Source organism: Marinobacter subterrani, assembly GCF_001045555.1.
GTDB lineage: Bacteria > Pseudomonadota > Gammaproteobacteria > Pseudomonadales > Oleiphilaceae > Marinobacter > Marinobacter subterrani.
The window spans coordinates 2,062,360-2,089,236 of record NZ_LFBU01000001.1 but is presented as its reverse complement, the minus strand read 5'-3'; the positions used below and the strand labels follow the sequence as shown (position 1 = coordinate 2,089,236).

The 26,877-nt window shown below is 59.2% G+C and carries 26 protein-coding genes; 15 read left to right on the top strand and 11 right to left on the bottom strand.

All coding sequences use genetic code 11. The features are described from left to right. Positions 1-59: 59 nt before the first annotated feature. Positions 60-1,055 (bottom strand): GlxA family transcriptional regulator, encoded by a 996-nt coding sequence (locus msub_RS09795; RefSeq protein WP_048495844.1) that lies wholly within the window; start codon positions 1,053-1,055, stop codon positions 60-62. 259 nt (positions 1,056-1,314) lie between these two features. Between msub_RS09795 and msub_RS09790 the strand changes: the two genes are divergently transcribed. Together msub_RS09790 and msub_RS09785 are read left to right on the top strand one after the other, a co-directional pair. Further along, positions 1,315-3,117: an acyl-CoA dehydrogenase gene (locus msub_RS09790; protein WP_048495843.1), complete on the top strand. Its 1,803-nt coding sequence runs from the start codon at positions 1,315-1,317 to the stop codon at positions 3,115-3,117. A 401-nt stretch (positions 3,118-3,518) separates the two neighbouring features. Continuing rightward, a complete protein-coding gene (locus msub_RS09785; protein ID WP_048495842.1) occupies positions 3,519-4,298 on the top strand; it encodes a crotonase/enoyl-CoA hydratase family protein in 780 nt (259 codons plus the stop codon). Positions 4,299-4,528: 230 nt separating this feature from the next. Here the strand turns inward: msub_RS09785 and msub_RS09780 are convergent, their stop codons facing one another. Beyond that, positions 4,529-5,797: an alkane 1-monooxygenase gene (locus msub_RS09780; RefSeq protein WP_048495841.1), complete on the bottom strand. Its 1,269-nt coding sequence runs from the start codon at positions 5,795-5,797 to the stop codon at positions 4,529-4,531. Between the two features lie 182 nt (positions 5,798-5,979). Here msub_RS09780 and msub_RS09775 point away from each other — a divergent pair, with 182 nt between their 5' ends. The 5 genes from msub_RS09775 to msub_RS09755 all read left to right on the top strand — a co-directional run bounded on the left by msub_RS09775 (position 5,980) and on the right by msub_RS09755 (position 11,123). Continuing rightward, positions 5,980-6,231, top strand: a complete 252-nt coding sequence (locus msub_RS09775; protein WP_053077946.1) for a hypothetical protein — start codon at positions 5,980-5,982, stop codon at positions 6,229-6,231. A gap of 91 nt (positions 6,232-6,322) precedes the next feature. Further along, a complete protein-coding gene (locus msub_RS09770; protein WP_048495840.1) occupies positions 6,323-6,619 on the top strand; it encodes a hypothetical protein in 297 nt (98 codons plus the stop codon). A 183-nt stretch (positions 6,620-6,802) separates the two neighbouring features. Next, positions 6,803-8,830 carry a PhoX family protein gene (locus msub_RS09765; protein WP_048495839.1) on the top strand — a complete coding sequence of 676 codons (2,028 nt, stop codon included), beginning with the start codon at positions 6,803-6,805 and terminating at the stop codon, positions 8,828-8,830. 218 nt (positions 8,831-9,048) lie between these two features. Continuing rightward, positions 9,049-10,689 (top strand): methyl-accepting chemotaxis protein, encoded by a 1,641-nt coding sequence (locus msub_RS09760; RefSeq protein ID WP_048495838.1) that lies wholly within the window; start codon positions 9,049-9,051, stop codon positions 10,687-10,689. A 68-nt stretch (positions 10,690-10,757) separates the two neighbouring features. Further along, positions 10,758-11,123 (top strand): DUF4870 family protein, encoded by a 366-nt coding sequence (locus msub_RS09755; RefSeq protein ID WP_048495837.1) that lies wholly within the window; start codon positions 10,758-10,760, stop codon positions 11,121-11,123. A 10-nt stretch (positions 11,124-11,133) separates the two neighbouring features. On the opposite strand, the gene msub_RS09750 is transcribed toward msub_RS09755, so the two are convergent. Then, on the bottom strand, positions 11,134-12,447 hold the full coding sequence (locus msub_RS09750; protein ID WP_048495836.1) for an MFS transporter: 1,314 nt from the start codon (positions 12,445-12,447) through the stop codon (positions 11,134-11,136). Positions 12,448-12,668: 221 nt separating this feature from the next. Between msub_RS09750 and msub_RS09745 the strand changes: the two genes are divergently transcribed. Continuing rightward, complete coding sequence (locus msub_RS09745) at positions 12,669-13,505, top strand: 23S rRNA (adenine(2030)-N(6))-methyltransferase RlmJ (RefSeq protein ID WP_048495835.1); 837 nt, start codon at positions 12,669-12,671, stop codon at positions 13,503-13,505. A 133-nt stretch (positions 13,506-13,638) separates the two neighbouring features. Here the strand turns inward: msub_RS09745 and dctP are convergent, their stop codons facing one another. Next, positions 13,639-13,998 (bottom strand): TRAP transporter substrate-binding protein DctP, encoded by a 360-nt coding sequence (gene dctP / locus msub_RS09740; protein ID WP_227506691.1) that lies wholly within the window; start codon positions 13,996-13,998, stop codon positions 13,639-13,641. A gap of 164 nt (positions 13,999-14,162) precedes the next feature. Between dctP and msub_RS09735 the strand changes: the two genes are divergently transcribed. Further along, positions 14,163-15,071, top strand: coding sequence for a DMT family transporter (locus tag msub_RS09735; protein WP_048495834.1), 909 nt, complete (start codon positions 14,163-14,165; stop codon positions 15,069-15,071). Continuing rightward, positions 15,061-15,339, top strand: a complete 279-nt coding sequence (locus tag msub_RS09730; RefSeq protein WP_048495833.1) for a GIY-YIG nuclease family protein — start codon at positions 15,061-15,063, stop codon at positions 15,337-15,339. Before msub_RS09735 ends, msub_RS09730 begins: the two co-directional genes overlap by 11 nt. On the opposite strand, the gene msub_RS09725 is transcribed toward msub_RS09730, so the two are convergent. After that, positions 15,317-16,210, bottom strand: a complete 894-nt coding sequence (locus msub_RS09725) for an alpha/beta hydrolase (RefSeq protein ID WP_048495832.1) — start codon at positions 16,208-16,210, stop codon at positions 15,317-15,319. The genes msub_RS09730 and msub_RS09725 overlap by 23 nt on opposite strands. A gap of 94 nt (positions 16,211-16,304) precedes the next feature. Between msub_RS09725 and msub_RS09720 the strand changes: the two genes are divergently transcribed. Together msub_RS09720 and msub_RS09715 are read left to right on the top strand one after the other, a co-directional pair. After that, positions 16,305-17,324 carry an alpha/beta hydrolase gene (locus msub_RS09720; protein WP_048495831.1) on the top strand — a complete coding sequence of 340 codons (1,020 nt, stop codon included), beginning with the start codon at positions 16,305-16,307 and terminating at the stop codon, positions 17,322-17,324. Positions 17,325-17,346: 22 nt separating this feature from the next. Continuing rightward, the gene (locus msub_RS09715; protein WP_048495830.1) at positions 17,347-18,003 is read left to right on the top strand and encodes an OmpA family protein; all 657 of its coding nucleotides are present in this window, start codon (positions 17,347-17,349) and stop codon (positions 18,001-18,003) included. A gap of 57 nt (positions 18,004-18,060) precedes the next feature. Here msub_RS09715 and serA read toward each other — a convergent pair whose 3' ends face one another. Next, complete coding sequence (gene serA / locus msub_RS09710; protein ID WP_048495829.1) at positions 18,061-19,290, bottom strand: phosphoglycerate dehydrogenase; 1,230 nt, start codon at positions 19,288-19,290, stop codon at positions 18,061-18,063. Between the two features lie 189 nt (positions 19,291-19,479). Here serA and msub_RS09705 point away from each other — a divergent pair, with 189 nt between their 5' ends. The 3 genes from msub_RS09705 (at position 19,480) to mscL (ending at position 22,091) form a co-directional block, all read left to right on the top strand. Beyond that, positions 19,480-20,883, top strand: coding sequence for an FAD-binding oxidoreductase (locus msub_RS09705; RefSeq protein WP_048495828.1), 1,404 nt, complete (start codon positions 19,480-19,482; stop codon positions 20,881-20,883). Next, positions 20,883-21,560 (top strand): SIR2 family NAD-dependent protein deacylase, encoded by a 678-nt coding sequence (locus tag msub_RS09700; RefSeq protein ID WP_048495827.1) that lies wholly within the window; start codon positions 20,883-20,885, stop codon positions 21,558-21,560. The genes msub_RS09705 and msub_RS09700 overlap by 1 nt, the downstream gene beginning before the upstream one ends. Before the next feature lie 126 nt (positions 21,561-21,686). After that, complete coding sequence (gene mscL / locus msub_RS09695; RefSeq protein ID WP_048495826.1) at positions 21,687-22,091, top strand: large-conductance mechanosensitive channel protein MscL; 405 nt, start codon at positions 21,687-21,689, stop codon at positions 22,089-22,091. A gap of 48 nt (positions 22,092-22,139) precedes the next feature. Here the strand turns inward: mscL and msub_RS09690 are convergent, their stop codons facing one another. From msub_RS09690 to msub_RS09670, 5 genes are all read right to left on the bottom strand, one after another. Then, positions 22,140-23,453 carry an ABC1 kinase family protein gene (locus msub_RS09690; RefSeq protein ID WP_048495825.1) on the bottom strand — a complete coding sequence of 438 codons (1,314 nt, stop codon included), beginning with the start codon at positions 23,451-23,453 and terminating at the stop codon, positions 22,140-22,142. A gap of 48 nt (positions 23,454-23,501) precedes the next feature. After that, the gene (locus msub_RS09685) at positions 23,502-24,164 is read right to left on the bottom strand and encodes a fumarylacetoacetate hydrolase family protein (RefSeq protein WP_048495824.1); all 663 of its coding nucleotides are present in this window, start codon (positions 24,162-24,164) and stop codon (positions 23,502-23,504) included. 24 nt (positions 24,165-24,188) lie between these two features. Beyond that, positions 24,189-24,731: an adenine phosphoribosyltransferase gene (locus msub_RS09680; RefSeq protein ID WP_048495823.1), complete on the bottom strand. Its 543-nt coding sequence runs from the start codon at positions 24,729-24,731 to the stop codon at positions 24,189-24,191. 30 nt (positions 24,732-24,761) lie between these two features. After that, on the bottom strand, positions 24,762-26,060 hold the full coding sequence (locus msub_RS09675; protein WP_048495822.1) for an NCS2 family permease: 1,299 nt from the start codon (positions 26,058-26,060) through the stop codon (positions 24,762-24,764). Between the two features lie 153 nt (positions 26,061-26,213). Further along, complete coding sequence (locus msub_RS09670) at positions 26,214-26,831, bottom strand: trimeric intracellular cation channel family protein (protein ID WP_048495821.1); 618 nt, start codon at positions 26,829-26,831, stop codon at positions 26,214-26,216. Positions 26,832-26,877 lie beyond the last annotated feature (46 nt).

Here is a 26,877-nt window from a genome sequence, read left to right as displayed (position 1 = left end):
GAAAGTTGGCCTTCTGAAAATTTAAATGCATAACCCGCGCCAGAAGGCGGTTGACGGCATCAGCGCCCGAACCTCGAGCGGTATACCCCAGGCGCCAGACCGGTGTGTTTTCGGAACAGGCGGCTGAATGAGCTGACATCCTCATAACCCACTAACCGGGTAATCTCCTCCACTGCCACCCTGGAGTTCTCCAGGTGCTGCCTTGCCGCCTCAATGCGCAGAACCTGCAAATAACCGGTAGGTGTATCGCCGGTTGCCGCCTTGAACCGGCGAATCAGCGAACGCTCGGTCAGTCCACATAACGACGAGAGAGCCTGCAGTGTGATCGGCTGCCGGTAATGGTCATCCAGCCAGTTCTGGAGCCTCAGAATGGCCGCATCGGAATGATACCGCCGAGCCTGCAACGCGCTATATGGTGCCTGGCTGGTCCGGCCGGCATCAATCACAAACGCCTTCGCCAATTCCCGGGCAACCTGTGCCCCGGCATGACGTTCCACCAGATAGATACCCAGATCCCACCAGGCCATGCCACCCCCGGCACAGGCGATGTGGCCATCTACGGTCACCAGTCTGTCAGGCTGCAGATTTACGGCCGGATAACGATGCCGGAACTGGTGGCTGAAACCCCAGTGCGTTGTCGCCTGGCGACCGTCAAGCAAACCGGCCTCGGCAAGCATGAAAGCCCCTGTGCAATTGCTGGCCAAGCGAACCTGGCCAGCGTCGGCCGACTGAAAATCGCGGAGCCATGCAATCAGCTCCGGATTTTCAGCCAGCACCCGATTGATGGGCCCGCCAATGGTGGGAATAACCACCAGGTCACTGCTGTTGCCACCCGGGAGCAGCGTGTTCCAGGCTCCGTCCGGTTGAAGGGTCAGCCCGTTGATACAGCGGCAGGGCGCTCCGTCCTTCGTCAGAAGACGTGTTTCGAACTGAGGTGCCGGCGTTTCATTGTTAATCCGCGCCCAGGTAACCCCCGCCAGCCGGAAAAGATCAATGATGCCGGTAATAGCGCTGGCCAAAGCGCCATCGAAGCCGATAACTGAAACCGTTTGCATACATTCTCCAGAGGAGGGCGCGAGCGCGGGGGCAACGTCCCGGGACTGTGTGCAGCATGGATGCTGCACTCAAGCCTACATGGATGTATTCACGGCGTGTCTCGGGACGTTGCCCCCGCGCTCGTGCCCGGCCGGCGAACACCAGCCGAACCCAGTGTCCAGCGGGCAATGGCGAGAACCACCATGATTATGTCATAAACGCCGGTTCCCAGAAAAAACCAGTTGTGAGAGGCTGTCGGCAACAAACAGGAGACCAAGAATGACCGATACCCTGATCGACCGCCGCGACCTGGCGTTCCAACTCTACGAAGTCCTCGATACCGAAAACCTCACCACCCGCGAGCGCTTCAGCGAACACAACCGCGACACCTTCGATGCCGTCATCGAAACCGCCGACAAAATGGCCCGGGAAAAGTTCGCCACCCACAACAGCGCCGCCGACAAAGACGAGCCGAAATTCGTCAACGGCCAGGTCGAGATGCTGCCCCAGGTCAAAGAAGCCTTCGATGCCTATGCCCAGGCTGGCTTCATCGCCGGACGTTATGATTACGAGCTGGGCGGCATGCAACTGCCCGAATCGGTCATGGCCGCCTGTAACGGTTTCTTTACCGCCGCCAACCCCGGCACCGCCGGCTACCCGTTCCTGACCACCGCCGCGGCCAATCTTATTCGCGTCTTCGGTAACGAGCAGCAGCAGGCCACGTTTTTGCCGAACATGCTCAGCGGCCGCTTCAGCGGCACCATGGCTCTGACCGAGCCCCATGCAGGCTCCTCCCTGGCGGATATCCGTACGTCCGCATCGCCCACCGAAGAAGGCCATTACCTGATCAAGGGCGCCAAGATCTATATCTCCGGTGGCGAGCAGTCCATCACCGATAACATCGTCCACATGGTGCTGGCCAAGATCAAAGGTGCGCCGGCAGGCGTGAAGGGCATCTCCCTGTTCATCGTGCCGAAATTCCTGGTGGACGACGAAGGCAACCCCACCGAACGCAACGGCGTAAGTCTTGCCGGCCTGATCCATAAGCTCGGTTACCGGGGTACCACCTCCACCGCCCTGAGTTTCGGCGACGATGCCCCCTGCCATGGCTACCTGGTTGGCGAGCCCCACCAGGGCCTGAAGTACATGTTCCAGATGATGAATGAAGCGCGGGTTGGTGTGGGTTTTGGTGCTGCCGTGATTGGCTATCGCGGTTACATGCACAGCCTGGAATACGCCAAGGACCGGCTGCAAGGCCGCAAGGTCAGCGAGAAAGACCCTGAGTCACCACAGGTACCCATCATTGATCATGCCGATGTCCGGCGTATGCTATTGGCCCAGAAAGCCTACAGCGAAGGTGGCCTGGCCCTGTGTCTCTATGGCGCCCGACTGATGGATGACCAGCACACCCATCCGGACCAACAGAAACGCCTGGAAGCCGGCAAGCTGCTGGACCTGCTCACACCGGTGATCAAGGCCTGGCCTTCCGAATACGGTCCCAAGGCCAACGACCTGGCCATCCAGGTATACGGTGGCGCGGGATACACCCGGGAGTATCCGGTAGAACAATGCTGGCGCGACAATCGCCTGAACCCGATTCACGAGGGCACCAACGGTATCCAGGCCCTCGACCTGCTGGGCCGGAAGATCTGGCAGGATCAGAGCCACGGCCTGCAACTGTTGATGCAGGCCATGCAGGTAGACCTGCAGGCAGCCACCACCGATCGCTGCCAGCAATGGGCCCTGTCCCTGAGTGAAACCCTGCAACAGGCGGTGAAAGTCACCCAGAGCCTGGGTAAATCCCTGATGGAAGGCGACCCCGACAAAACCCTGGCGAATGCCTCCTGCTACCTGCACCTCTTCGGGCACATCATTGTTGCCTGGATGTGGCTGCGCCAGGCCAACGCTGCGGCCCACGCCCTGGGTTCTGCCAACACCGATGATGAGCGCAATTTCTACCAGGGCAAGCTGCAGGCGGCCCAGTATTTTTTCCACTGGGAATTGCCAGCCGTGGCCCAGGATCTGGTGCTGCTGCGCAATCAGGACGATACCTGCCTGAACATGAAAGCCGATTGGTTCTGATTCTGTTTGTAGCCTGATGTTTCGGGTGGTTGCACGCTCGGCCGGCAGGCCTTTCCGGGACACGCCGCAAGTACGTCCCTGTAGGCTCGATCGGGCCATCCCTGGCCCTCAACGGTCCCGGAAAGGCCTGCCGGCCGACCGTGTCCAGATTTCGGTGAAATTCTCCAAGGAGGCGGGACTCCGCGCAGAGGCTACTCATAGGTAAAAAGAAACTTTCCCGTATAACTGCCAGATTCAGAGCGCGAGCGACGGGGAACGCCTTCCGGGACCGTCTGTGGCCAAGGATGGCCACAGCCGAGCGCACAGGGACGTGCTCGTAGCGTGTCCCGGAAGGCGTTCCCCGTTGATCGTGCTGACACCATAACGGGCAGGCTGGGGGCCCAAAGATGAGGACAAATCCGATGTCACTGGTAACCGTTGAAAAGAAAAATCACATCTTGCTGATCGGGCTGAACCGCCCGGAAAAAATGAACGCCATGAACCGCGAGATGTATCACCAGATCGCGGCGGCCTATTACCAGCTGGAAAACGACCCGGAGCTGCGGGTCGGGCTGATGCATGCCGAAGGCGACCACTTCACCAGCGGCCTGCAACTCGACGACTGGGCGGGTGTCTTTGCCAACGGCAAAGGCATAGAGCCGGGCGAGGGCGAGCTGGACCCGTTCCACATTACCGGACAGGGGCTGAGCAAACCGGTGGTCTTCGCCGCCCAGGGTATCTGTTTCACCTGCGGCGTTGAAATGATGCTGAACTCCGACGTTCGCGTCGCGGCCAAAGGCACGCGCTTCGCCCAGCTGGAAGTGAAACGCGGCATCTTCGCTTGCGGTGGAGCAACAATCCGCCTGCAACGGGAAATCGGCTGGGGCAATGCCCAGCGGTACCTGCTGACGGGTGATGAGTGGAATGCCGAGCAGGCATACCAGTGGGGCTTGATTCAGGAACTGGTGGAGCCGGGTGAGCAGTTCGCGGTTGCGCTGGAAATCGCCGAGAAGATTGCGAAAGCCGCCCCGTTGGGTGTCCAGGGCAGCCTGAAATCCTCGAAGATCGCGGTCAGTGAAGGGCAGGAAGTCGCGAAGCAGCGGTTGTTTCCGGATTTGCAGCCGGTCATGGCCAGTGACGATGTAAAGGAAGGAATTCAGTCCTTCCTGGAAAGGCGGGAAGCCGTATTCAAAGGGAAATAGCTACTTTTGGTGCATCAGGTGAGTTTTGGTTGAAGCGTTCAAGCTAACCTGACTATTTCTCCAAAGTGAGAAGCGGCCGGCCTATGACGTCTTCCGGGAGTGTGCGCAGCATGGATGCTGCGCTCAAGCCCCCATGGATGGGTTTACGGCGGCTCCCGGAAGGCGTCATCGGTTGGCCGCCTGCACAGTACCGGGAAGGCTGGGGCCAGAGTTGAAGCAGGCGGCGAGAATCAGGCCGCTTCGGAGTTTTCAGAATTACGCCTGGCCTCAGCCTCGGCGGCGACCTCAGCTGCGTAGTCCGCATACCTGGCCATCAGTTCCTCTTTCCGGTCCGGATCCCAGTTGATCTTGCTCAGATCCCCTTCGTAGTGATCAATCACGCGCTTATCCATGGTTTCATACCACCACTGGGGCAGGTATGCGGGCAATAGCATCGAGGCATAGCCACCCGGTAACTGCGGCGCTTTCTCGAAGTGTCTGAGTGCCTGGTAGCTGCGTTGCGGGTGCGCATGGTGGTCCGAGTGCCGCTGCAACTGGTACAGGAACAGGTTGGTCACAACATGGTTGCTGTTCCAGCTGTGTTCCGGTTGGGTGCGCTCGTACTTGCCATTCTTGTCCTTCTGGCGCAGCAAGCCGTAGTGCTCGATGTAATTCACGCTCTCCAGCAGGCTGGCGCCATACACCGCCTGGGCCGCCAGGAACGGCACCGCCCGTCGCCCGCAAACCAGTGTGGTTGCCCCAAAGAACCCGGCGCTCATGGCCCAGCCCTGCAGCAACTCGTTGTCCAGACTCCAGAAGCCTTTCCCTTTGCGCTCCAGCCGCGCCTTTTCAATCCGGATGGATGACTTGATACCGCCGATGACCGTGCGTGGCAGGAACTTCCAGAAGCTCTCACCCATACGGCTGCTGGCCGGATCCTCCGGCGTTGCCACCCGCTTGTGGTGGCCGAAGTTGTGCTCCACCACAAAGTGGGTATAGCCGGTGGGGGCCAGGGCTGCCATTGCCAGCAGTTTGTTCAGTCTGTTGGATTTGTGGCCAAGCTCATGGGCTGTGTTGATGCCCACTCCATTGATCCCGCCAACCGTCAGCATCAGCCCGATCCTGTCATCCAGCGGCGTGCTTTTACGGCTGGCCAGCCAGGCGCCGAGAAAGGTCATGGCGTACTGGGTCGGGATAAAAGCCTTCACGATCCGGTCGTAATACTTGTCCTGCTCCAGGGGGTTCACAGCCGATTCCGGCGGGTTGCTCTGATCCTCGCCAATGGCCCGGTCCAGGGCCGGGATAATGCCGTGCACCAAAGCTGGGCCTGTCCAGGCCAGAGCTTTCAGTTTTTTCGGCGCCAGGGCGTAACCGGTCAGGGCCGCCAGGCCGATGCCTGGCAGGGCAGGGCCAAGCAGCCACAGATAGCGTTTCGGGTCCTTCCATTTGCCGGTCGCCTCTTCTTCGGCAGGCGAGGCCACTTTATGGGATTGCAGATTATCAGGACTGTTGGCGTTCATTGTTCTCTCCCGTTCGATGCACGTCACTGAAATTTATGTCGGACAATCAGACAATGCAATGAGTGCGCACTCAGGAGAGGCAGCTTGGCGCAAAATGACAAATGTCATTGTTTTGGCGAAATCCCGGTTTCTGAGCCAGACTTTGGGGAAAACAAGAGCTCGACAACAGGGAAGAATCAGCCATGCCAAATGTATCCCCCGCTACGGCCTCGTACTCCGTTCAGGGCATGCTTCGGGAGTATCTGGGGTCAGGACAACTGACCGAGGTGATCTACCGGGACAGCGCGGGTCAGGTGTGCCAGGTGCACGATGTTATCCGCGACCTGTGCAGCCGGGCCGGGCAGGACTTTTTGCTGCTGGGCCGGGGCACTCTGCTTCCGTTCGATCATGTCATTACCATCAATGGCCGGTTGCTGACCGACAGCGCCGGCTAACCAAAGGGTAATCGGCCGGTAATTGCCTTTGTCCCGGGCCTCGCCGTACTCTGTTCCCCGTTGTAGATACTTACCAACAGAGGGATATGGTATGAACAAGCTCACAATGAGTGCGCTTTTGATGGTACTGACACTCGGCCTTGCTGCCTGCAGTTCTGAAGACAACGAAGGTGTGGATGTCGAAAAGGCTGCAGATAACGCCGGCGATATGATGGAGGAAGCCGGTGAGTCCGTCGAACAGACCTACGAGGAAGCCACAGGCCAGGCCGACGGCGCCATGGGCGAAATGAAACAGGGCGCGGAAAATGCGGCCGATGAGATGGGGGATGCCGCCGAAGAGGCGGGTGATGCCATTGAAGAGGGCTACGAAGACGCCACAAAACAGTAAATGACTGGCTGATCGCTCCGTTGCAGCATGTTGCGCGGGGCGATCCTTATACCGAGCCGGCCCTTGGCTCTGTAAAATAATGTTAACAAGTTTGTCTTTCAAACGTACGCTTACTGTCATATTTCCTGCCGAAACTGGCCTCTCGACAACACCGACCTGCAGTTCTTTGAGAGAGGCATTACCATGGCAAAGCACGACCTTGATCCCAATTACCTGGATCCCAACTACGAACCGGTAGTTAACCATTCCGGAAATACCCCTTTCCATCAGGTTCTGGCCGCGCGCATGCAGCGCCGTACCGTGATGAAAGGCAGCGTGGGCGCCGCGCTTGCCAGCGTCATGGGCCTGGGTCTGGTGGCTTGTGGCAGCGATAACAGTTCCAGCCCTGCAACCAGCGGCAATGTTGCGAAAACCGATCTCGGATTCAAGGCTGTTGCAACCTCCAATGCCAATCAGGTTGTTGTTCCTGAGGGATACACGGCCAAAGCCTTCCTGCCGTGGGGCACCCCGATTACCGGCTCCTATCCCGCGTATCGCGCCGACGGAACCAATACCGGTGCCGAACAGGAGCAGCAGGTTGGCATGCACCACGACGGCATGCATTTCTTCCCGATCGATCAGAAGGCTGGCGGAAACAGTTCCGCCGAAGGCCTGTTGGTGATGAACCATGAATACATCAACCAGGACGCCTTGCACGCCAGTGGACCGACCGCTGCTGCTGACAACGCAGGCGTTCGCCCGGCAGACGAGGTTCGAAAGGAAATCGCCGCGCACGGCGTGTCAGTTGTACATATCAAACAGGATAGCGAAGGTACCTGGGACATCGTTTTCGGCAGCCCCTTCAATCGTCGCATCACTGGCAACACCGAGATGGATATCCGTGGCCCGGTTCGCGGTTACAACAAACTGATCACCAAATACAGCCCGAATGCCACCGAGACCCGTGGCACCCTGAACAACTGCTCCATGGGCCCGACACCCTGGGGAACCTATCTCGCTGCAGAAGAGAACTGGGCAGGCTATTTCGCCAACGGCGACGCCACCCAGCCGCGGGAACAGACACGTCTTGGCGTGGGAAGTGCCAGTCGCTATGACTGGGAACTGGCGGACAGCGCTGAGGATCAGTATGTTCGGTTCAACATAAGCACGGTTGGCGCCACGGCTGCAGACGATTACCGCAACGAAGCCAATACCTACGGCTACATGGTCGAGATTGATCCGTTCACCCCGGAAAGCAAGCCGCAAAAGCGCACCGCTCTTGGCCGCTTTGGCCATGAAGGTGTGATCTTCGCGCCGGTCAAGGAAGGCCAGCCGGTGGTTTGCTACTCTGGTGATGACTCGCGCTTCGAGTATATCTACAAGTTCGTTTCTGCAAAGCCCTACTATGCGGCGACGGCCGGTGGCTACCTGTTGGACGAGGGTAGCCTCTACGTGGCCCGTTTCAACGACGATGGCTCCGGAGACTGGCTGCCTCTGGATCTGGAAAATGCAGATTTTAAAGCAAAGGTTGATGCCGCAGTGGGAACAACCGTTGGTGACGTGGTGGCCTTCAGCGGCTTCGAGAATCAGGCGGATGTACTGCTGAACACCCGGCTGGCAGCAGACATTGCCGGCGCCACGACGATGGATCGCCCCGAGTGGGGTGCGGTCGACCCGAACACCGGGCAGGTGTACTTCACGCTTACCAATAACTCCAATCGCGGTAAGCCTGGCTTCGAAGGCGTCAATGCAGCGAACCCGAATGAGCTCAACAATACCGGCCACATCATTCGCTGGAGCGAGCAAGGCAACGACCATGCAGCCACGAGCTTCGACTGGGACATCTTCGTGTTCGCTGGAGAGCAGGGCACCGAAACCGTGGTTGATGGCGAGGTCATCGTATCCCTGACCGACGACAACATTTTCAACAGCCCCGATGGCCTCTGGTTCGATTACAACGGTCGCCTCTGGATCCAGACCGATGGCTCGGACGCCGCGCCGTACCAGAACAACATGATGCTGGCCGCCAACCCGGAGACCCGCGAAATAAAACGGTTCTTTGTTGGCCCGTTAGGCTGTGAAGTGACGGGTGTCGTCTCAACGCCGGATGTGAAAACCATGTTTGTGAACATTCAGCACCCGGACGGAAACTGGCCTGATGCCAGCGATCCGCGTCCCCGTGATGCAACCGTGATCGTCACCCGCGACGACGGTGGTGTTGTGGGCGCCTGATTCCGCCGCCACACCAAGCACCTGAACACCGCAAACCCGGCTCACTCGGTAACAGAGTGGGTAGGGTTTGCGGTTTTTTGTTTCAGATACTTTTTTACCTGCCGATAACCGGTATAAATCCACTAAAGTATGAGTTATTAACTCAGGTCAATTCTTTAGTCTCCGCAATGGCCTTCAATAAAAATGTATGCAAAAGAGATAATAACTACGAGGTTGCTATGGGGTTACTGGATCGGGCTTCAGTTTTGTGGGGGATTGCGATTGCGGCTGTTCTCGGAGTTGGTTGCGCGGGGGTGGCGCCGTTGTTAGGTCTGGATAGCGCATCAATGCTGATTGGGTTGGTCGTGGGCCTTGTGGCCGCCGCTGGTTTTCTGATTATCCGGGTACTGGAGCCGACGGAACGGGGGCTCAAGGCCCTGAATGATGGCACCCTGGCCGAAGACAACCCGCTTCAGGCCCAGTGCCGGCAACTGCTTTCCGATGCCAACGCCGGCCGCGCCCTGGTTGAAACCCTCTCGGGCAGTGCCGACAGGAACGCCATTTCTGCCGCCCAGGTGTCGTTTGCTGCCGACCAGCTCAAGCTCCGGCTGGATCGCCAGGTGCAGGAAACCGCCCAGATGGCCGATTACGCCGGCCAGATTACCGAGACCGTGCGGGAGTCCTCTGAGCAGGCCACGGATGCCGCCACCATGGCGTTGCAGAACAAGCAGGTCAGTATCGAGGGGCGTGAGGCGCTGACCTCGGCCATCGACAGCGTGCGGGCGGTACACCAGCAATCCGGTGAGAACCTGCGGCTGATCCAGGAACTGAACGAGAAGTCCCACAAGATCCAGGGCGTGACCTCGACCATTCAGGGCATAGCCGAGCAGACCAATCTGCTGGCACTGAATGCGGCCATTGAGGCGGCGCGGGCGGGTGATCAGGGTCGCGGCTTTGCCGTGGTAGCCGATGAGGTACGCCAGTTGGCGGGCCGCACGGCCCAGGCAACCGGTGAAGTGGCGGAAACCCTTGAGGAAATCCGGTCGGATACGGCCCTGATCGTGTCGCGAATTGAAGATCTGGCGCGAAGCGTGGAGGAAGGGCTGACCTCTGTGGAGAGTGTCGGCGAGCGGCTTGAGCAGATCCGCGACCAGTCGGATCGCGTTCAGCAGCAGGTTGCCCGGATTGCCGAAATCGACCAGAACAACGAGCAGAGCCTGGCACAGGTGTTCTCGGCCATCGAAACGGTTCGGGACCAGATCTCCGAGAGCGACTCCAGCGTCGCCTCCCTGGCAGAGCAGGCGGCCACCCTGATGGAGCTGGCGGAAAAAGCCAATGCCTCCTTCGCGCTGAACAGCGAGGCGAGTTATCACCGCCCGTTCTATCAACAGGCCCGGGCCGGTGCTGACCAGATTGGCCAGTTGTTCGAGCAGGCGATCCGTGATGGCAAACTTTCCGAAAGCGCGCTGTTCGACAAGACCCGGACGCCAATCCCGAATACCCATCCGCCGAAGTATTCCAGCAGTTTTGACAAGTTTACCGACCAGTTCCTGCCGACCGTCCAGGAACAGGTGAAGAACGCCCATGAGGCCATTGTCTTTGCCATTGCCGCCGCGCCGGATGGCTATGTGCCCACGCATAACCGGGATTTTGCCCATGCGCCCACCGGTGATCCGAAAGTGGACCTGGTCAAGAGCCGGAGCAAGCGGCTGTTTAACGACCGCACCGGCATTCGCTGTGGCACGCATACCGAGAATATGCTGTTGCAAACCTACCGGCGGGATACCGGCGAAATCATGCATGATCTGTCGGTGCCGGTGTATGTCAATGGCAAGCACTGGGGCGGGTTCCGTCTCGGCTACCGTCCGGACAATCACTGACCGCTCCGGGATTTCCGGCCCGAGAGGCTGTGGTAGACTTCGGCTAACGGCCCAACAGGAGACCTGCCTTGACCGAACCGGAGTTTATTCCAGCGGATTCTGATCCCGCGTCCCGCCAACCGGATAAGACCCGTAACCTGGCGGTCGTGGTCTATATCCTTCAGGCGTTGTCATTTTTTGTCGGCGGCATCACCGGCCTGGTGGGCGTGATCATCAATTACGTCAAACTGGAAGACGTGCGTAACACCTGGGTGGAGCGCCATTTCCGCTGGCAGATTCGCACCTTCTGGATCGGGGTGCTTTGGACGGTGATCGGAATTGTGACCACGCCGCTGATCATCGGCTGGTTCATTCTCCTCGGCATTTCCATCTGGATCATCTACCGGATCGTCAAAGGCGCCCTGGCCCTGAATGACGGCAAGGCGCCGTCCTGAGGGGCGCTCCTCAATCCTCCGTCACCTCCTCCAGGCGAATGGCACTGAACATGCCGGCCAGGCCCATCAGGCCGAGCACAATGATCACGGCCACCTCGGAAATCATTGAAACCAGGGCAGTCAGGCCGCCGGTGGCCAGCAGCAGGAAACCGATCACGGTATTGCTGACCGCCGTGTAGTCAGTGCGCTTGTTGCCCCCTGCCATGTCCACCAGATAGGTCTTCCGCCCGAGCCTCACACCAGCGTGGGCGATGCTGAGCACGAAGAAAGCGATCGGGTAAAACCAGACACTGCCGATATCGGTACCGAGCCACAGGGCGGTGAATCCAACGATCAGGCAAACGCCGCTGGCCATCGCGGCACCCCGGATCATGACCTTCCGGCTTGAGGTATCCGCAGCCCAGCCCCAGAAACTGGCACTCAGGGAACTGGCCAGGCTGCTGGCCAGCAGGAAGATGCCCAGCATCCAGCCAATATCGGACTCTTTCTGCGCCAGGACCACGAAATACGGCGACGCCAGAGCCGAGCACAGCAGAAGCGCCCGGGTGATCACGAAGTTCCGGAAGGGAACATCATCCCGTAGCAGGGACAGACTCCGGAAAGCCTCATTGATGGCATTGCCTCCGCCGCCCGTCTCTCCCCCGAACTCTTCCACCCCGGCAAACAGAAAGCCGGCAATTACCCAGAGCGAGGCGGCCAGCAACAAGAGCACGGCGTAAAACCCAATCGTCGGGTCACCCCGCTCCCAGAATAGCAGGACGGTCAGAATCACGGTGGCGGTACCGCCAATGGTCGATGCCAGTCCTCCCAGCCTGCCCCGCCGTGTTTTCGGGATGCACTTGCCCTGAACGTCCTTCATGGACACGGAGCAGAATCCCCGGGCCAGAGAAAACACAATGAGAGCAGCGATAATGCCGTAGCCGGCGGTATAGCCCTCAAGAAACCAGACGCTGGCCGCCATGGCGACAACACTGGCCGCCTGGCCGAAGCTGCCCAGGATCCAGAACCATTTGCGAACGGCTTTGCGACGCACCCAGGCCGCGATCACCATTTGCGGGACCAGTGAACCCGATTCCCGGATGGGTACCAGCCAGGCCACCAGCGCGGGTGCACCGATGGTGCTCATCAACCAGGCCAGTACCGTCTTCGGGCTGGTCAACAGGTCGCCCAGTTTGGTGAGCACATTGCTGGCGAGAATCAGGAAGAAATTGCGGGGAACCTCGCGACAGGCCTCCTCCGGAATATCCTTACAGACCCGTGCGTCCTCTTCATTGGCAATAAGGCTGTAGAGCTGATCAAGGGTGTCCTTTTTGCGGTCTGGCAAGCGGCTGTCCTCCGGAAAATGTCAGGCAAGGATACCAGTTGGCCCGGCTATTCCTGAATCTGGAGTACGGCACAAACCTGTGATCAGACCAGAGAGTGGTCGTTAATGGCTGAATTGCAATCAGCACATCGGAAATGCTGGTCTGTCAGGATCTTGCGCCCTATTGCACTGCGCCGCGGTGATCGGGCTTAATGGTTCGGTAACCATGGAGCCGTTATTTTATGCTGAGCTATCTGCACGCCTTTCACGCCGGGAACTTCGCCGATGTCCAGAAGCATGGGGCGCTGGCACTGGTTCGCGCCATGATGAACGCGAAAGCATCCGCCATCGCCTGTTTTGATACCCATGCCGGCAGCGCCTTCTACGATTTGCGCAGCGAAAGAGCCCGGAAAACCGGCGAGGCGGACAGCGGCATCCAGAAACTCTGGACGGCCCGCCATCAGCTGGGGCCGGACTGGCTGCCGGTGCTGGATCTATTGGCACAGTTCAATGCCGGCAACGGGCCGTTGACGGTTTATCCGGGGTCGCCTGCCTGGTTTCGGCACTTTCTCCGGGCGGAGGATAGCCTGGCCCTGTTTGAGCTCCACCCCTCCGAGGGCGAGCAACTGGCAGACTGGGCGTCAGCCGGACCGGTTCGTGTGCTGCGGCAGGATGGCCTCGCGGGCCTGCTTCGGCAGTTGCCCCCGAAGCAGCCGCGACTGATGGCGTTGATTGATCCGTCCTACGAAATCAAGTCGGAGTACCGGGCAGTCGCCGAAACTCTCGAAAAAGCGTGGCAGAAATGCCGGCATGGGGTCTATCTTGTCTGGTATCCGGTGCTGACCAGTGGCCTGCAGGCGCAACTGAAAGAGGCGGTCCGCGTCAGCGCGATCCGCAAGGTGCTGTGCAGTGAGGTACACCTGCGCGAGCCACCGGAAAGGGGCATGACCGGCTCGGGAATGCTGGTGATCAATCCGCCCTGGGGATTCGACAGCCGGTTCTCGGACTTGATGAATGAGGTTGCCGGGCCGGATATCCTGAACCTGTCCCATGCTATGGAGTGGCTGGTGCCTGAATAGGCCAGGCCGTTGATGCCCCTATGACGCGGACAAAGTGGCTTCAGTCTCCGGCATCGGTCAGGCGAACGACAGACATCCGGGCGTCTTCCCGCATGCTTTGCAGCCGCCTCTGGTTGAGCTCTTCCTGGGTTTCCTAGGCAATCTCCGCGACATCCCTGAGCGCGTTATCCAGCCAATGCTGCTGGTTGTCCGGCAAACTGTTGTACCACTCCAGGTTGGATACCACCGATGAGACAAACTGGGCGGGCCGGGCCATGGTCAGGGTGCTCTGGACCTCGTAGAAACCCATTTCCTCAATGGCGAAAACGGGATTGCTCTGGCCGTCAATCTTCTGCAACTGAAGATCGCTGTACACCTGTGAATAGGGAATCTGCCTGGTTGTGGCGCGGTAGGCACGATAGGCTTCTTCGGCGATATCTGAGGTCATGGTCCGGATCCGGAACCCCTGGAAATCTTCCGGTCTGCGCAGTGCCTTGTCCGCCGTCCAGTTCACTTAATCCTTGTTTGTTAGTGCTATACAAGGCACCACAAGAATACACGCAGCCGTGGGTAACAGGACGCAATTGAATTACACTGTCGCCGAAACTGATCAAGGGCCAGACCAGGGGTAAGGGGGAGTAACACCATGAAGGACCTGCTGCATTCAGGAGTCCGGGAATGACTAACCAGAAACAGGCCATGCTGTACGGTCTTGGCACCGTGCTGTTGTGGTCGACGGTGGCCACCGCGTTCAAGCTTTCCCTGCGGGAGCTGGCGCCGGTCCAGATGCTGTTGATAGCCTGCACCGCGTCAGTGGTGGTCATGGCTGTCATTCTGATGCTCCAGGGCCGGTGGCACCTGGTATTTTCCCTGAGCAGGAAACAGTATGTGCAGTCCTTTGGCATGGGGCTGATCAATCCGTGCCTGTATTATTTCGTGCTGTTCGGCGCCTTTGACCGGTTGCCGGCCCAGGAAGCTCAGCCCCTCAACTACACCTGGGCGCTGGTGCTGGCCTATCTGTCGGTACCGTTTCTTGGCCAGCGTCTGCGCACGCTGGATATCCTGGCCGGCCTGGTCTGCTATGCCGGCGTAGTGGTGATCGCTACCCGGGGCGCGGTCACCTCCCTCAGCTTTTCCGATCCGCTCGGGGTGTCACTGGCCATCGCCAGTACCCTTGTGTGGGCGTCCTACTGGATCATTGCGACCCGGGATGCCCGGGACCCGGTGGTTGGCCTGTTTCTGAACTTTCTGTTCGGGCTGCCGGTTATTTTCCTGATCTGCTGGTGGACCGAGGGCCTGTCCTTTACCCCGGGTACATCGCTTGCGGCGGCAGTGTATGTCGGCGTTTTCGAGATGGGCATTGCCTTTGTCCTGTGGTCGTACGCGATGAAAAAGGCCGAAAACACCTCGAAGGTCAGCAACCTGATCTTCATTTCCCCGTTCCTGTCCCTGGTGTTCATCCATTTCATACTGGGTGAGCAGATTCTGTCCTCGACCTACATCGGCCTGGTGCTGATTATGGCCGGCCTCTGGCTCCAGCAGAAAAAGGTCAAGGCCCGGGAGGAGGCCGTCATTCATGGCGGATAACTGGTTTGTCTATATGGTGCGGACGGCCCGGGGGGCGCTGTACACCGGCATCACCACGGACGTGAACAGGCGTTTTCAGGAGCACCAGGCGGGTACCCCGAAAGGCGCCCGGAGCCTGCGCGGCAAAGGACCCCTTGAGCTGGTGTTCAGTGCCGTCGCCGGCGACCGGAGCCGGGCATCGAAACTGGAATGGCATATCAAACAGTGGCCACGGCCCCGGAAAGAGGCGCTCGCCCAGGGCGAACTCAGCCTGCCAGATGACGTCTGATGTGGTCCCCGGCGGTTTCCATGGCAGCGGTTGCGCGATCCAGTTGGCCGCTGTGCACCTGGAATACGTGCCAGAGACTGTTGAATACCTCGAGCCTGGTTTCAACGTCATCCCGGTTTGCCGCCTCGGCCAGGCGCTCCGCGTCGTTCAGCAGGATTTCCTGGCTGCCTACCTGGATCAGTAATGGCGGGAGGCCGCTCAGGTCGCCAAAAACGGGCGATATCAGCGGGTTGGTCAAGGATTCCCGGCCGGCATAGAGTCGGGCGGCCTTGCTGGTCCAGGCGGCCTGTATTACCGGCTCACACTCCGGCGAGTAGAGATGTGCCTGGGTCAGGTCAACCCAGGGTGATAGCACCGTCAGCGAGGACGGCACGGGCAGCCCCTTGTCCCGCAGCCGCATGGCCAGGGCGATGGAGAGCCCGCCACCCGCTGAATCGCCGGCGACGGCAATCTGCTCAGGCTTGTAGCCTTCTTCAAGCAGGCCGGTCCAGCAGGCCTCGGCGTCATCCAGCGCGGCCGGAAAGGGGTGCTCCGGCGCCAGCCGGTAATCCGGGGTCACAACGGAACAACCGCTGGTTTTCGCAAGATGCCCGGTGATTCCGCGATGTGTGGTTGAGGAGCCAATGATATAGCCGCCGCCGTGCAGGTAGAGCACTGCTCCGTCCAGGTTGCTCCCGTAAGTTGCCCGGGTTGCCGGTACTGCGCCAACGGTGGTTTTCCGGAACCGGGCCCCCCGCGGCGGTGTCGAACTGCGATACGCCTGGCTGACAATTCTTCTCTGGAGTGACACCGGAATGGCCGGGTGGAGAACCGGCCGAACCAGACGCATCATGGTCTGGCGCAACCCGGTCTCGAGAAGCTGTTGCAACATCTTTGGTATACCCTCGCTATGGGTTAGGCCCGCTATGGGTTAGGATTGAGAGCCGAAAATCAGTAACTCATCCATGACAGGCGTTTAACTCTACGTGTACTGGAAAACAGATACCATAGAAATACCGGATTGGGACAGGCACTCGCTCCTGGACAGGCTTGAACCGTTTGATCCCGCCACTCACCGTAAGCTCAGCAATGAGATGGTGGCCTACTGCCGTTTTTACGGCCTTGACCTCTGGGTTGAACACCCCGAGGTCGCCTACCATCAGGGCTACCTTAAAGCCGGCGGCCACGAGGTCATGGCGCACTATTTCCGCCTGCCGGAATCCCGGGGCCAGCGGGGCACCGTATTTATCCTGCACGGTTATTTTGACCACGTCGGGCTCTACAGCCAGTTGATTGAACGCTGTATTGCAGAGGGCTTCGACGTATTGGCCTACGATCAGCCGGGCCATGGCCTGTCAAGTGGCACGCCGGCCGCCATTGGCAGTTTTCTGGAGTACCAGAGTGTCCTGGCAGATGTTTTGGCGCAGGTCCGGGGCAACGTCCGTGGGCCGTGGTTTGCGGTCGGGCAGAGCACCGGTGGGGCGATTCTGATCGACTACCTGTTATCCAATCATCACAGCCAGAGCACCTCCGAGTTCCGGAAAGTGGTTTTGTTGGCACCGCTAATACGGCCTGCGGGCTGGCTTGGCGCCAAAGTGCTTCACAGCCTGGCGCGGCCGTTTATCTCGCGCTGGCGCCGTGTGTTCGCGGCGAACAGTGCTAACACCCGGTTCCTGCGGTTTCTGCGTGAACACGATCCGCTTCAGGCGCGCGCGGTTCACGCCGACTGGGTCGCAGCCCTGCGGAAGTGGGTTCCGCACATTGAAGCCGCCCGGCCGGTCGACTTTCCGGTTACGGTTGTGCAGGGTGAAAAGGATCTTACCGTCGACTGGCAGCATAATTTGCGGATTATCAGGAATAAATTTTCCTTTGTGGAGGAACTGAAAATCCCTGACGGTCGTCATCATCTTGTGAACGAAGCGCAGGATTTGCAGGCAACGGTATTCAATACCATCATAGATACATTCACAATTGAAGCGTCAGAAGCCCCCAGGGGGCTGTGTTAATCACAAGTTACAGGAGAAGTTTGTGAAGAAAACAATTATCGCATTTGCCGTTGCTACTGCCGGTTTGAGCGGCTGTATGACATACGATCCGTACACTGGTGAGAAAGAAGTCTCCAAGGCGACCACTGGCAGCATTATCGGGGCCATTGGTGGTGCCGCTATCGGTGCCGCGACATCCAGCGACAGTGACCGGGGCAAGGGCGCACTGATCGGTGCCGCTGGCGGTGCTGCCGTTGGTGGGGGTATCGGGTATTACATGGATCGCCAGGAGGCCCAGCTGCGTCAGAAGCTTCAGGGCTCCGGTGTGCAGGTGGTGCGTAACGGTGATCAGATCGAACTGATCATGCCGGGCAATATCACCTTTGATCTGAACGAGTCCTCCATCCAGCCCGCTTTCAGAGACACCCTGGAGTCGGTCGCGCTGGTACTCAAGGAATTTGACCAGACCATGATCCAGATTGAAGGGCACACCGACAGCCTGGGTTCAGACAGCTATAACCAGTTGCTGAGCGAGCAGCGTGCGGCGTCAGTGCGGGACTTCCTGCTCAACCAGGGTATCGAGCCGAAGCGCACTCGGGCAGTGGGCTATGGTGAACGTTACCCCGTTGCCACAAACGAGACCCCCGCTGGTCGTGAACAGAACCGCCGGGTTGAGCTGACGCTGGTTCCCATGCAGTAAGCAGACCATAAAAAAACCGGAGCATCTGCTCCGGTTTTTTTGACCTGCCGGTTCTGATCAGAACAGCACTCGACAGCGGATCGTGCCCTTGACCTGCAACAGCTTCTCCAGTGCCAGCTCGCCGTAGGCCTTGTCGACATCCACCACCACGTAACCGATGTCTTCCTTGGTCTGCAGATACTGGCCACACACGTTGATGCCGTTTTCCGAGAATACCTGGTTGATCTCGGACATCACGCCCGGCACGTTCTCGTGGATGTGCAGCAGACGGTGCTGGTTGGGGTGCGAGGGCAGCGCCACTTCCGGGAAGTTCACGGAAGAGACAGAGGTGCCGTTGTCGCTGTACATGGCCAGCTTCTCGGCCACTTCACGGCCAATGTTTTCCTGGGCTTCAATCGTCGATCCGCCCACGTGCGGGGTCAGGATCACGTTATCGAATTCCCGCAGGGGAGATACAAATTCCTCGTCGTTGGACTTCGGCTCAACCGGGAATACATCAATGGCCGCGCCTAGCAGCTTGCCGCTGCTCAGGGCATCCGCCAGGGCATCGATCTCGACGACCGTGCCGCGGGACGCGTTCATCAGGATGCTGCCCGGCTTCATCTGGGCGAACTGCTCAGCCTTGAACATGTACCTGGTGGCCGGTGTTTCTGGCACATGCAGGCTGACCACGTCGGCGATGTTGAGCAGCTCCTGCATGGTGCCCACCTGGGTGGCGTTGCCGATGGACAGTTTGGAGACCACATCGTAGAAGTACACGTCCATGCCCAGGCCTTCGGCCAGGACGCTGAACTGGGTGCCAATGTTGCCATAGCCAATAATGCCAAGCTTCTTGCCCCGGATCTCATAGCTGTCCTTGGCGGACTTCTGCCATTCACCGCGATGGGCCTTGGCGTTCTTCTCAGGCACGCCCCGCAGCAGCAGGATAGCCTGGGCCAGAACCAGTTCCGCCACACTCCGGGTGTTGGAGAAGGGCGCGTTGAAGACCGCAACACCCTTGCGGGTGGCCGCCTGCAGATCAACCTGGTTGGTGCCGATACAGAAGCAGCCCACGGCCACCAGCTTCTTGGCGGCTTCAAATACTTTCCCGGTCAACTGGGTGCGAGAGCGGATCCCGACGAAGTGCGCATCGGCAATCTTCTCGATCAGGTCGTCCTCAGCCAGTGAGTGAGTCAGATACTCGATGTTGGTGTAGCCCGCAGCGTTCAGGGTATCAATGGCAGATTGATGCACGCCTTCCAGCAGCAGAATCCGGATTTTGCTCTTCTCAAGAGACGTATTTGACATGGGCTTGCTTCCGAACCTTTCGTCACGTGAAATGACCCGTGGCCAGTGATCGTCAGGGCTGGCTCACAGAACAGGGGCAGTATGATACCATAAACGCAGACTTTCACAGCGCGCCGGTTTGCCTGAATCAACTGTCTGTGATTCCTGTTGCAAGATCCCCGGCCAGAACCTTACGAGAACGACGATTCCATGAATTCCGAACAGATCATTGCTTCCCTGAAAGACCTGATGGCCGCCGGCGATGCCCCCGGCAAGGTACTGACCGATCCGGCAGACCTCGACACCTACGGCAAGGACTGGACCCGGATCTACCCGCCCAAGCCGCTGGCGATTGTGTTGCCCAAGACCACGGAGCAGGTGCAGGCGCTGGTACGGTTTGCCAACGACAGTCAGGTGGCGCTGGTGCCTTCCGGCGGCAGGACCGGCCTGAGCGCTGGTGCAGTGGCGGCCAACGGCGAGGTGGTTGTGGCGTTTGACAACATGAACCGGATTCTGGATTTCAATGCCAGTGACCGGACGGTGCGCTGCCAGGCCGGTGTCGTGACGGAGCAGTTGCAGAATGCCGCCGCGGAAAACGGCCTTTATTACCCGGTGGATTTCGCTTCCGCCGGCTCCAGCCAGCTCGGCGGTAATCTCTCCACCAACGCCGGCGGTATCAAGGTGATCCGTTATGGCATGAGCCGCGACTGGGTGGCCGGTTTAAAGGTGGTAACCGGTAAGGGCGACATCCTGGACCTGAACAAGGATCTGGAAAAGAACAACACCGGCTACGATCTTCGCCATCTGTTTATCGGTGCCGAAGGCACCCTGGGGTTTATCACCGAAGCCACCATGAAGCTTTCCCGGAAGCCGGAGAACCTGACGGTACTGGTCCTGGGCCTGAATGACCTGACCAACACCATGGATGTGTTGCAGACCTTCCAGAAAAAGATTGACCTTACTGCCTATGAGTTCTTCTCCCATCAGGCCATGGGCCACGTTCTGGCTCATGGCCAGGTGCAGGCACCGTTCGAAACCGAGGCGCCTTATTACGCGCTGCTGGAGTTCGAGGCAGTCTCCGATCAGGTTATGGATGACGCCATGGGCCTGTTCGAGCAGTGCGTCGAGAACGGCTGGGTGCTCGATGGCGTGATCAGCCAGAGTGAAACCCAGGCCCGGAACCTGTGGCAGCTGCGGGAGCGGATTTCCGAATCCATTGCCCCGCGCACTCCCTACAAGAACGACATTTCCGTGGTGGTGTCCAAGGTTCCCGGGTTTCTTCAGGAAATCGACGAGGTGGTCACCGAGCACTACCCGGATTTCGAGATCATCTGGTTTGGCCACATCGGCGATGGCAACCTGCACCTGAACATCCTCAAACCGGAAGACATGGCCAAGGAAGACTTTTTCGGGAAATGCCAGCAGGTCAACAAGTGGGTATTCGAGATTGTCGAGCGCTACCAGGGCAGTGTCTCCGCCGAGCATGGCGTGGGCATGACCAAGAAACCCTACCTGAAGTACACCCGCAGTGAGGCGGAGATTGCCTATCTGAAGGGGATCAAGCGGGTTTTCGACCCCAACGGCATCATGAACCCGGGCAAGATATTCGACTGATGCAGGATCATATCGTAATACTGACAGGCGCCGGAATCAGCGCCGAAAGCGGCCTCTCCACCTTCCGGGACAACGGCGGCCTGTGGGAGCAGCACAGTGTCTACGATGTGGCCACGCCCGAGGCGTTTGCCCGGAATCAGGAACTGGTGCTGCGCTTCTACAACGACCGTCGGCGCCAGCTGGAATCTGCACAGCCCAACCAGGCCCACCGGCTGCTGGCGGAACTGGAAAAGCGCTACCGGGTAACGGTGATTACCCAGAATGTCGACGACCTGCACGAACGCGGCGGTGCCAGTACCGTGATTCACCTGCATGGTGAGCTCACCAAGGCCCGCAGCTCACGGTATCCCGATCTGGTGTATGACATCGGTTACCGGGACATAAACCCCGGTGACACCTGCGAACGGGGCGCCCAGTTGCGCCCGCATATTGTCTGGTTCGGCGAGGAAGTGCCCATGCTGGACAAAGCCGCCGAGATTGTTCGCACGGCGGATCACTTGCTGATCGTGGGCACCTCTCTGCAGGTCTACCCAGCCGCCGGACTGGTCTATGAAGTGGACCGGGACGTGCCCATCACCCTCATCGATCCCGGCGAGCCGCCGAGGGTGTCCCGGGCCCGGGTAATTCGCAAGGGCGCCTGCGAGGGCACTGCTGAGTGGGTTGCCTGCCTGCGCTAACTCAGTATACCCACTACCGTTTCTTATTCTTTTTTTCTCCATACACTACACTCAAGTTACGTCTTAGATGGCGTGCCCCCGACGTCTGTGGGCCAACCGGGTCTGACATTCAAGGAGTAGAGTGCGATGAGCATTATGAAAGAGTTCAAGGAGTTTGCCGTCAAGGGCAATGTCGTGGATATGGCGGTGGGTATTATCATAGGCGTGGCGTTTGGCAAGATTGTGACGTCGTTTGTGGCCGATGTGCTGATGCCACCGATTGGAATGCTGATCGGCGGTGTGGATTTCTCGAATCTGGTGATTACTCTCAAGGCGGCAAGTGAGGGCGTTGAGGCTGTCGCGATACGTTATGGTGTGTTCCTGCAGGCGGTGTTTGATTTCGTGATTGTCGCCTTCGCGGTATTCATGGCGGTGAAGGCGCTGAACAGTCTGCGCAAGAAAGAGGCTGAAACCCCGGCGGCACCACCCGCGCCCTCGGCCCAGGAGCAGTTGCTGATGGAGATCCGGGACCTTCTGAAGAACAAACCCTAGCTGGAATACGGGTCGCAGAGATACAGGCAAAAGCGTCGGGAATGGGCCTTATCCCGGCGCTTTTTGCAGGTACTTTTGTAGTTCGGTCCGGAACGCGGCCTGAACCCCCAGCCGCTTCAGCATCCAGTAGTGGCCGGCGATCATCCGGTCAATAAAAATGCTCTCCACCGGCGGTTTGAAGTAGTCGAGGTACTTGAACACGGTGCTGGTCTTGGCCGCTACCCGTTTGTGGATTTCCGACTCCCCGAAATCGTAGGGCTCGTCGTGCTCGAAGGGCACAACGAGGATGTCCCGCCACATGGCATAGTAGGCTTCATCGACCGCTGGCTGGCTGCCGACCCGGGCGCCAAGGTCGATTAGATAGCGGTCGAGTGCTTCATAATCCTCGTTGAGGGCGGCAACCAACGCGTTGCGATAAGCCTCGACAATCTCCGGCTTGAGCTTCTTAACACAGCCGAAGTCGTACATGATGATGGTGCCGTCGGGCCTGTAGGCAAAGTTGCCGGCGTGGGGGTCGCCATGAATGCACCGGAAGCGGAACAGCTGGTCCGCCATGAGGGTAAAAATCCGGTGGCCAATCAGATTAATGGTGTCCTGGTCATAGCGGTCACGGCTGACCTTGCTGACATGGTCGCCCTCCACCAGCTCAAGGGTGAGCACCCGCCGGGTTGAGTGGCTCCGGGCAACCGAAGGAATCAGTATCCAGGGCTGATCCTCGTGGAATTTCCGGAACAGGTCGATGTTGTTGGCTTCGTTTTCGTAGTCCAGTTCCTCTTTGAGACGCTCCCGGATTTCCGCGAACAGGCGGTCAACCGACTCCTTGGGCATCTTCAACAGGCCGCCCAGTTTCAGGGCCATGCGCAGTTGCTTCAGGTCGGAATCGCAGGATTCGTCAACGCCCGGGTACTGGACTTTCACAATGACATCGGTACCGTCCTGCAGCCGCGCCCGATGCACTTGGCCGATGGACGCGGCGGCGTAGGGCGTTTCCTGCAGGTATTCGAACAGTTCGGAAACCGGTTTGCCCAGCTCGGACTCAATCTGCTCAACGATCACCTCAAACGGCATCGGAGGGGCTTCTTTCTGCAGTTTCTCCAGCGCGTCGGAAAACTCCCTGGGCAGAAAATCCTGGGTCTGCGAGGCAATCTGTCCGACTTTCATGACCGCGCCCTTGAGCTCGCCCAGGGTGTCGGCAATCTGGTCGGCCATGCGGGTGTAGCTCTCGCTCTGGGCGCCTTCGTCATTTTCGGTTCGGAATAGCCGGCGCGCGCGCTGGCCTGCGTACTGCCCTGCGACAGACGCAGTCATGCCTGCGAGTTTGAAAAAGCGACCACTTCGGGAGGTTACCGGTTTCTTTGCCATAACAGATGTACGCCCTTGACCGGAGTTGGGTTTAGCCGGCCCTGCACGTTAAACCACTTTGGTCTCCACGAACAGCAGGTCTTCCAGTTCAAGCGAGAGTGTCTGGCCAGACTTCAGCGGGCCGACCCCTTTGGGTGTGCCGGTCAGCACCACATCGCCGGGCAGCAGTGTGAACTGGCTGCTGATGTGGGCAATCAGTGGGATTACCGGGTTGAGCATGTCGTGGGTGTCGCCGGTCTGCTGGCGACTGCCATCAATATCCAGCGTGAAGTGGATATTGCCACCGGTAAACTTCTCGGCCGCCACGAAGGGCGAGAGCGGGCAGGCACCGTCGAAGGCTTTGGCCCTTTCCCAGGGCTGGCCCTTTTCCTTCAGCCTGCTTTGCAGATCCCGCAGGGTCAGGTCCAGCGCCAGGCCGTAACCGAGAATGGCGGCCTCGGCCTCGCTGGCGGAAGCGTTGGTCAGGGGGCGGCCGATGAGCACGGCCAGCTCGGTTTCGAAGTGAACCTCGCCCCGGTCTCTGGGGAAGTCCACAGGGCGGGTGAGGTGAACGGCAGAGGTGGCTGGCTTGATAAACAGCAGCGGCTCATCCGGTACCGGGTTGTTCAGTTCCTTCGCATGCTCCGCGTAGTTGCGACCAATACAGACGATTTTGCCCAGGGGCAGATGAACAGGTGTCCCGTCCTTCCAGTGGTGTTGGTAATCCGGCATGGGTCGCTCCCTGTGTACGGTTGGTTAATCCCCTTCAAACGAGCACACAGTATAAACCTGAAGCCCCTCCTCCTGCAGCTTCCGGGAACCTCCCAGGTCGGGCAGATCAATCATGGCGGCCACTTCCACTATCTCCGCACCGATGCGCCGGATCAGCCGGCTTGCCGCCAGCATGGTGCCGCCTGTGGCGATCAGGTCGTCCACCAGCACCACCTTGTCGCCTGGCTTGAAGGCATCCTTGTGCAGTTCGACGGAAGCTGTGCCGTACTCCAGCTCATAATCTTCGACCAGGGTATCGAACGGCAGTTTGCCTTTCTTGCGGACCAGCACCAGCGACGCATTGAGTTCATAGGCCAGGGCCGAACCGATGATGAACCCGCGGGCATCAACCGCGGCCACGGCATCAATCTCCTCGCCATGATAGCGGTGCACAAAGGCATCAATAAGCTTCCGGAACGCGGTCTTGTCCTGGAGCACGGTGGTAATGTCGCGGAAGGCGACGCCGGGCTTCGGCCAGTCCGGCACGGTACGAATGGCTTTCTTGATGCTCTCCGAGAAATAATCCATAACAGATCCGGTAATGGTTCCGGACGCGGGTTATGCCACGTCCAGGAACATGAATTTGAGAATGAAGATGGCAGCAATGATCACAACACTGGCGTTCAGATCCGACCAGCGGCCACTGGCTGCCTTCATGAGCGCGTAGGTAATGAAGCCCAGCGCGATACCATTGGCGATGGAGAAGGTCAGCGGCATCATCAGCGCCGTGACGACTGCCGGGGCAGCGTCGGTTACGTCGTCCCAGTCTATCAATTTGAGCCCGCTGGTCATCAGAACCGCCACGTACAACAGAGCCGGCGCCGTGGCGTAGGCGGGGATAATGCTGGCGATCGGCGACAGCAGAAGGCTGGCCAGAAACAGGGCGGCTACCACCACGGCCGTCAGCCCGGTCCGGCCCCCGGCGGAGATACCGGCGGTCGATTCGATGTAACTGGTGGTGGTGGAGGTGCCCAGAGCCGCGCCGGACATGGTGGCGATGGAATCCGACATCAGGGCCCGGCCCAGACGAGGGAGCTTGCCCTCCTTGTCGAGCAGCCCGCCGCGCTGGGCGGCGCCGATAAGCGTTCCTGACGTGTCGAACAGATCGACGAACAGAAAGGCAAAGACGATGCTGATCATGCCCACGTTCAGGGCGCCGGCCAGGTCGAGCTGCAAAAAGGTTGGCGCGATGCTGGGCGGCATGGACGCAAGGCCCTTGTATTCCACCATGCCCAAGGTCATGGCAATGCCGGTCACCGCAAGGATGCCGATCATCACGGCGCCGGTCACCTGCCTGAACGACAGCGCGCAGATCAGTATGAAGCCGCCGAAGAACAGCAGGCTCTCCGCAGTCTTGACTTCGCCCAGGCCGACCAGCGTCGCCGGATGATCCACCACAATGCCGGCGTTTTTCAGGGCGATCAGGGCCAGGAAGAAACCGATGCCCGCGGAAATGCCGAAGCGCAGAGACATGGGGATACTGTTAATGATCCATTCCCGGATCCTGAAAATGCTGAGCATGAAGAAAAGGAAGCCGGACAGGAAGACCGCACCCAGCGCCACCTGCCAGCTGTAGCCCATGCTGCCAACCACGGTAAACGAGAAAAAGGCGTTCAGGCCCATGCCGGGTGCCAGGGCGATCGGGTAGTTTGCCCACAGGCCCATGATCAGCGTACCGATAGCCGCAGCCAGACAGGTGGCCACGAAGATAGCTCCGAAATCCATGCCGGTGGACGACAGGATGCTGGGGTTGACCACGATGATGTAGGCCATGGTCAGGAAGGTGGTAATGCCCGCAACCACTTCTTTACGAACGGTGGTGCCGTGGGCCTGGAGTTGGAACAGTCGTTCAAGCATGACGGGTGTCTGCCTCACAGGATGCTGAAAGTTGGTGTTTGGAAGTCTGGTCTGAACGGAATTCGAGAATTGCGTGAAAAAACGGCAATCTTACCGGCTGAGAGGTCCAAGGCCAAGGGATGATTGACAATTTGTCACGTGCCCGAAGTGCGCTCAGTGGCCGTGAGGGTCCCGCTGCAGCCGGATGTCGAACCGCACCGCAAGTACCCGCACAATCGTAATAAACAGCAGGCCGATGGTCAGGGGCAGGGTTTCGTTGTCCAGCAGCCACTGGCACACGAAGTACAGCCAGCATCCCGCGAAAGAGATGGATGCGTAGATCTGATCCTTGCGGAAAATGTAGGGTACTTCATTGCACAGTGTATCCCGAAGCGCGCCCCCGAAAGTGCCGGTCATCACCCCGAGCAGTGAGGCGATAAACCAAGAATGCCCCAGGTCCAGCGCAAGCTGGGCGCCCAGTATGGAAAAGACCCCGAGCCCGATGGCGTCCGGGAAGACGATGCCGGATTCGCGAATCCGCTCCGCCCGGCGCCAGTAACTGAACACAATGGCCATGGCCAGAATCAGGATGGGCTGCTCCTGATGTTTGATCCAGTAAACCGGGTGATTGTCCAGGATCATGTCCCGGAGGGTGCCGCCGCCCAGGGCGGTAATGAACCCGATGGTAAACACGCCGACCGGATCCATATTCTTGGAGCGCGCGACAATCATGCCGGAAATGGCAAAGGCAACGATTCCAATCATTTCAAGAATGTAAATGATGTCGAGCATGTCAGGCCCTGAACGATGAGCAGAAAAAAGGCTGGCGGCGGATTTC

Coding starts and splice junctions, on each gene's coding strand:
- msub_RS09795 (WP_048495844.1), bottom strand. CDS start 1,055: ATGCAAACGGTTTCAGTTATCGGCTTCGATGGCGCTTTGGCCAGCGCT.
- msub_RS09790 (WP_048495843.1), top strand. CDS start 1,315: ATGACCGATACCCTGATCGACCGCCGCGACCTGGCGTTCCAACTCTAC.
- msub_RS09785 (WP_048495842.1), top strand. CDS start 3,519: ATGTCACTGGTAACCGTTGAAAAGAAAAATCACATCTTGCTGATCGGG.
- msub_RS09780 (WP_048495841.1), bottom strand. CDS start 5,797: ATGAACGCCAACAGTCCTGATAATCTGCAATCCCATAAAGTGGCCTCG.
- msub_RS09775 (WP_053077946.1), top strand. CDS start 5,980: ATGCCAAATGTATCCCCCGCTACGGCCTCGTACTCCGTTCAGGGCATG.
- msub_RS09770 (WP_048495840.1), top strand. CDS start 6,323: ATGAACAAGCTCACAATGAGTGCGCTTTTGATGGTACTGACACTCGGC.
- msub_RS09765 (WP_048495839.1), top strand. CDS start 6,803: ATGGCAAAGCACGACCTTGATCCCAATTACCTGGATCCCAACTACGAA.
- msub_RS09760 (WP_048495838.1), top strand. CDS start 9,049: ATGGGGTTACTGGATCGGGCTTCAGTTTTGTGGGGGATTGCGATTGCG.
- msub_RS09745 (WP_048495835.1), top strand. CDS start 12,669: ATGCTGAGCTATCTGCACGCCTTTCACGCCGGGAACTTCGCCGATGTC.
- msub_RS09735 (WP_048495834.1), top strand. CDS start 14,163: ATGACTAACCAGAAACAGGCCATGCTGTACGGTCTTGGCACCGTGCTG.
- msub_RS09730 (WP_048495833.1), top strand. CDS start 15,061: ATGGCGGATAACTGGTTTGTCTATATGGTGCGGACGGCCCGGGGGGCG.
- msub_RS09725 (WP_048495832.1), bottom strand. CDS start 16,210: ATGTTGCAACAGCTTCTCGAGACCGGGTTGCGCCAGACCATGATGCGT.
- serA (WP_048495829.1), bottom strand. CDS start 19,290: ATGTCAAATACGTCTCTTGAGAAGAGCAAAATCCGGATTCTGCTGCTG.
- msub_RS09705 (WP_048495828.1), top strand. CDS start 19,480: ATGAATTCCGAACAGATCATTGCTTCCCTGAAAGACCTGATGGCCGCC.
- msub_RS09700 (WP_048495827.1), top strand. CDS start 20,883: ATGCAGGATCATATCGTAATACTGACAGGCGCCGGAATCAGCGCCGAA.
- mscL (WP_048495826.1), top strand. CDS start 21,687: ATGAGCATTATGAAAGAGTTCAAGGAGTTTGCCGTCAAGGGCAATGTC.
- msub_RS09690 (WP_048495825.1), bottom strand. CDS start 23,453: ATGGCAAAGAAACCGGTAACCTCCCGAAGTGGTCGCTTTTTCAAACTC.
- msub_RS09685 (WP_048495824.1), bottom strand. CDS start 24,164: ATGCCGGATTACCAACACCACTGGAAGGACGGGACACCTGTTCATCTG.
- msub_RS09680 (WP_048495823.1), bottom strand. CDS start 24,731: ATGGATTATTTCTCGGAGAGCATCAAGAAAGCCATTCGTACCGTGCCG.
- msub_RS09675 (WP_048495822.1), bottom strand. CDS start 26,060: ATGCTTGAACGACTGTTCCAACTCCAGGCCCACGGCACCACCGTTCGT.
- msub_RS09670 (WP_048495821.1), bottom strand. CDS start 26,831: ATGCTCGACATCATTTACATTCTTGAAATGATTGGAATCGTTGCCTTT.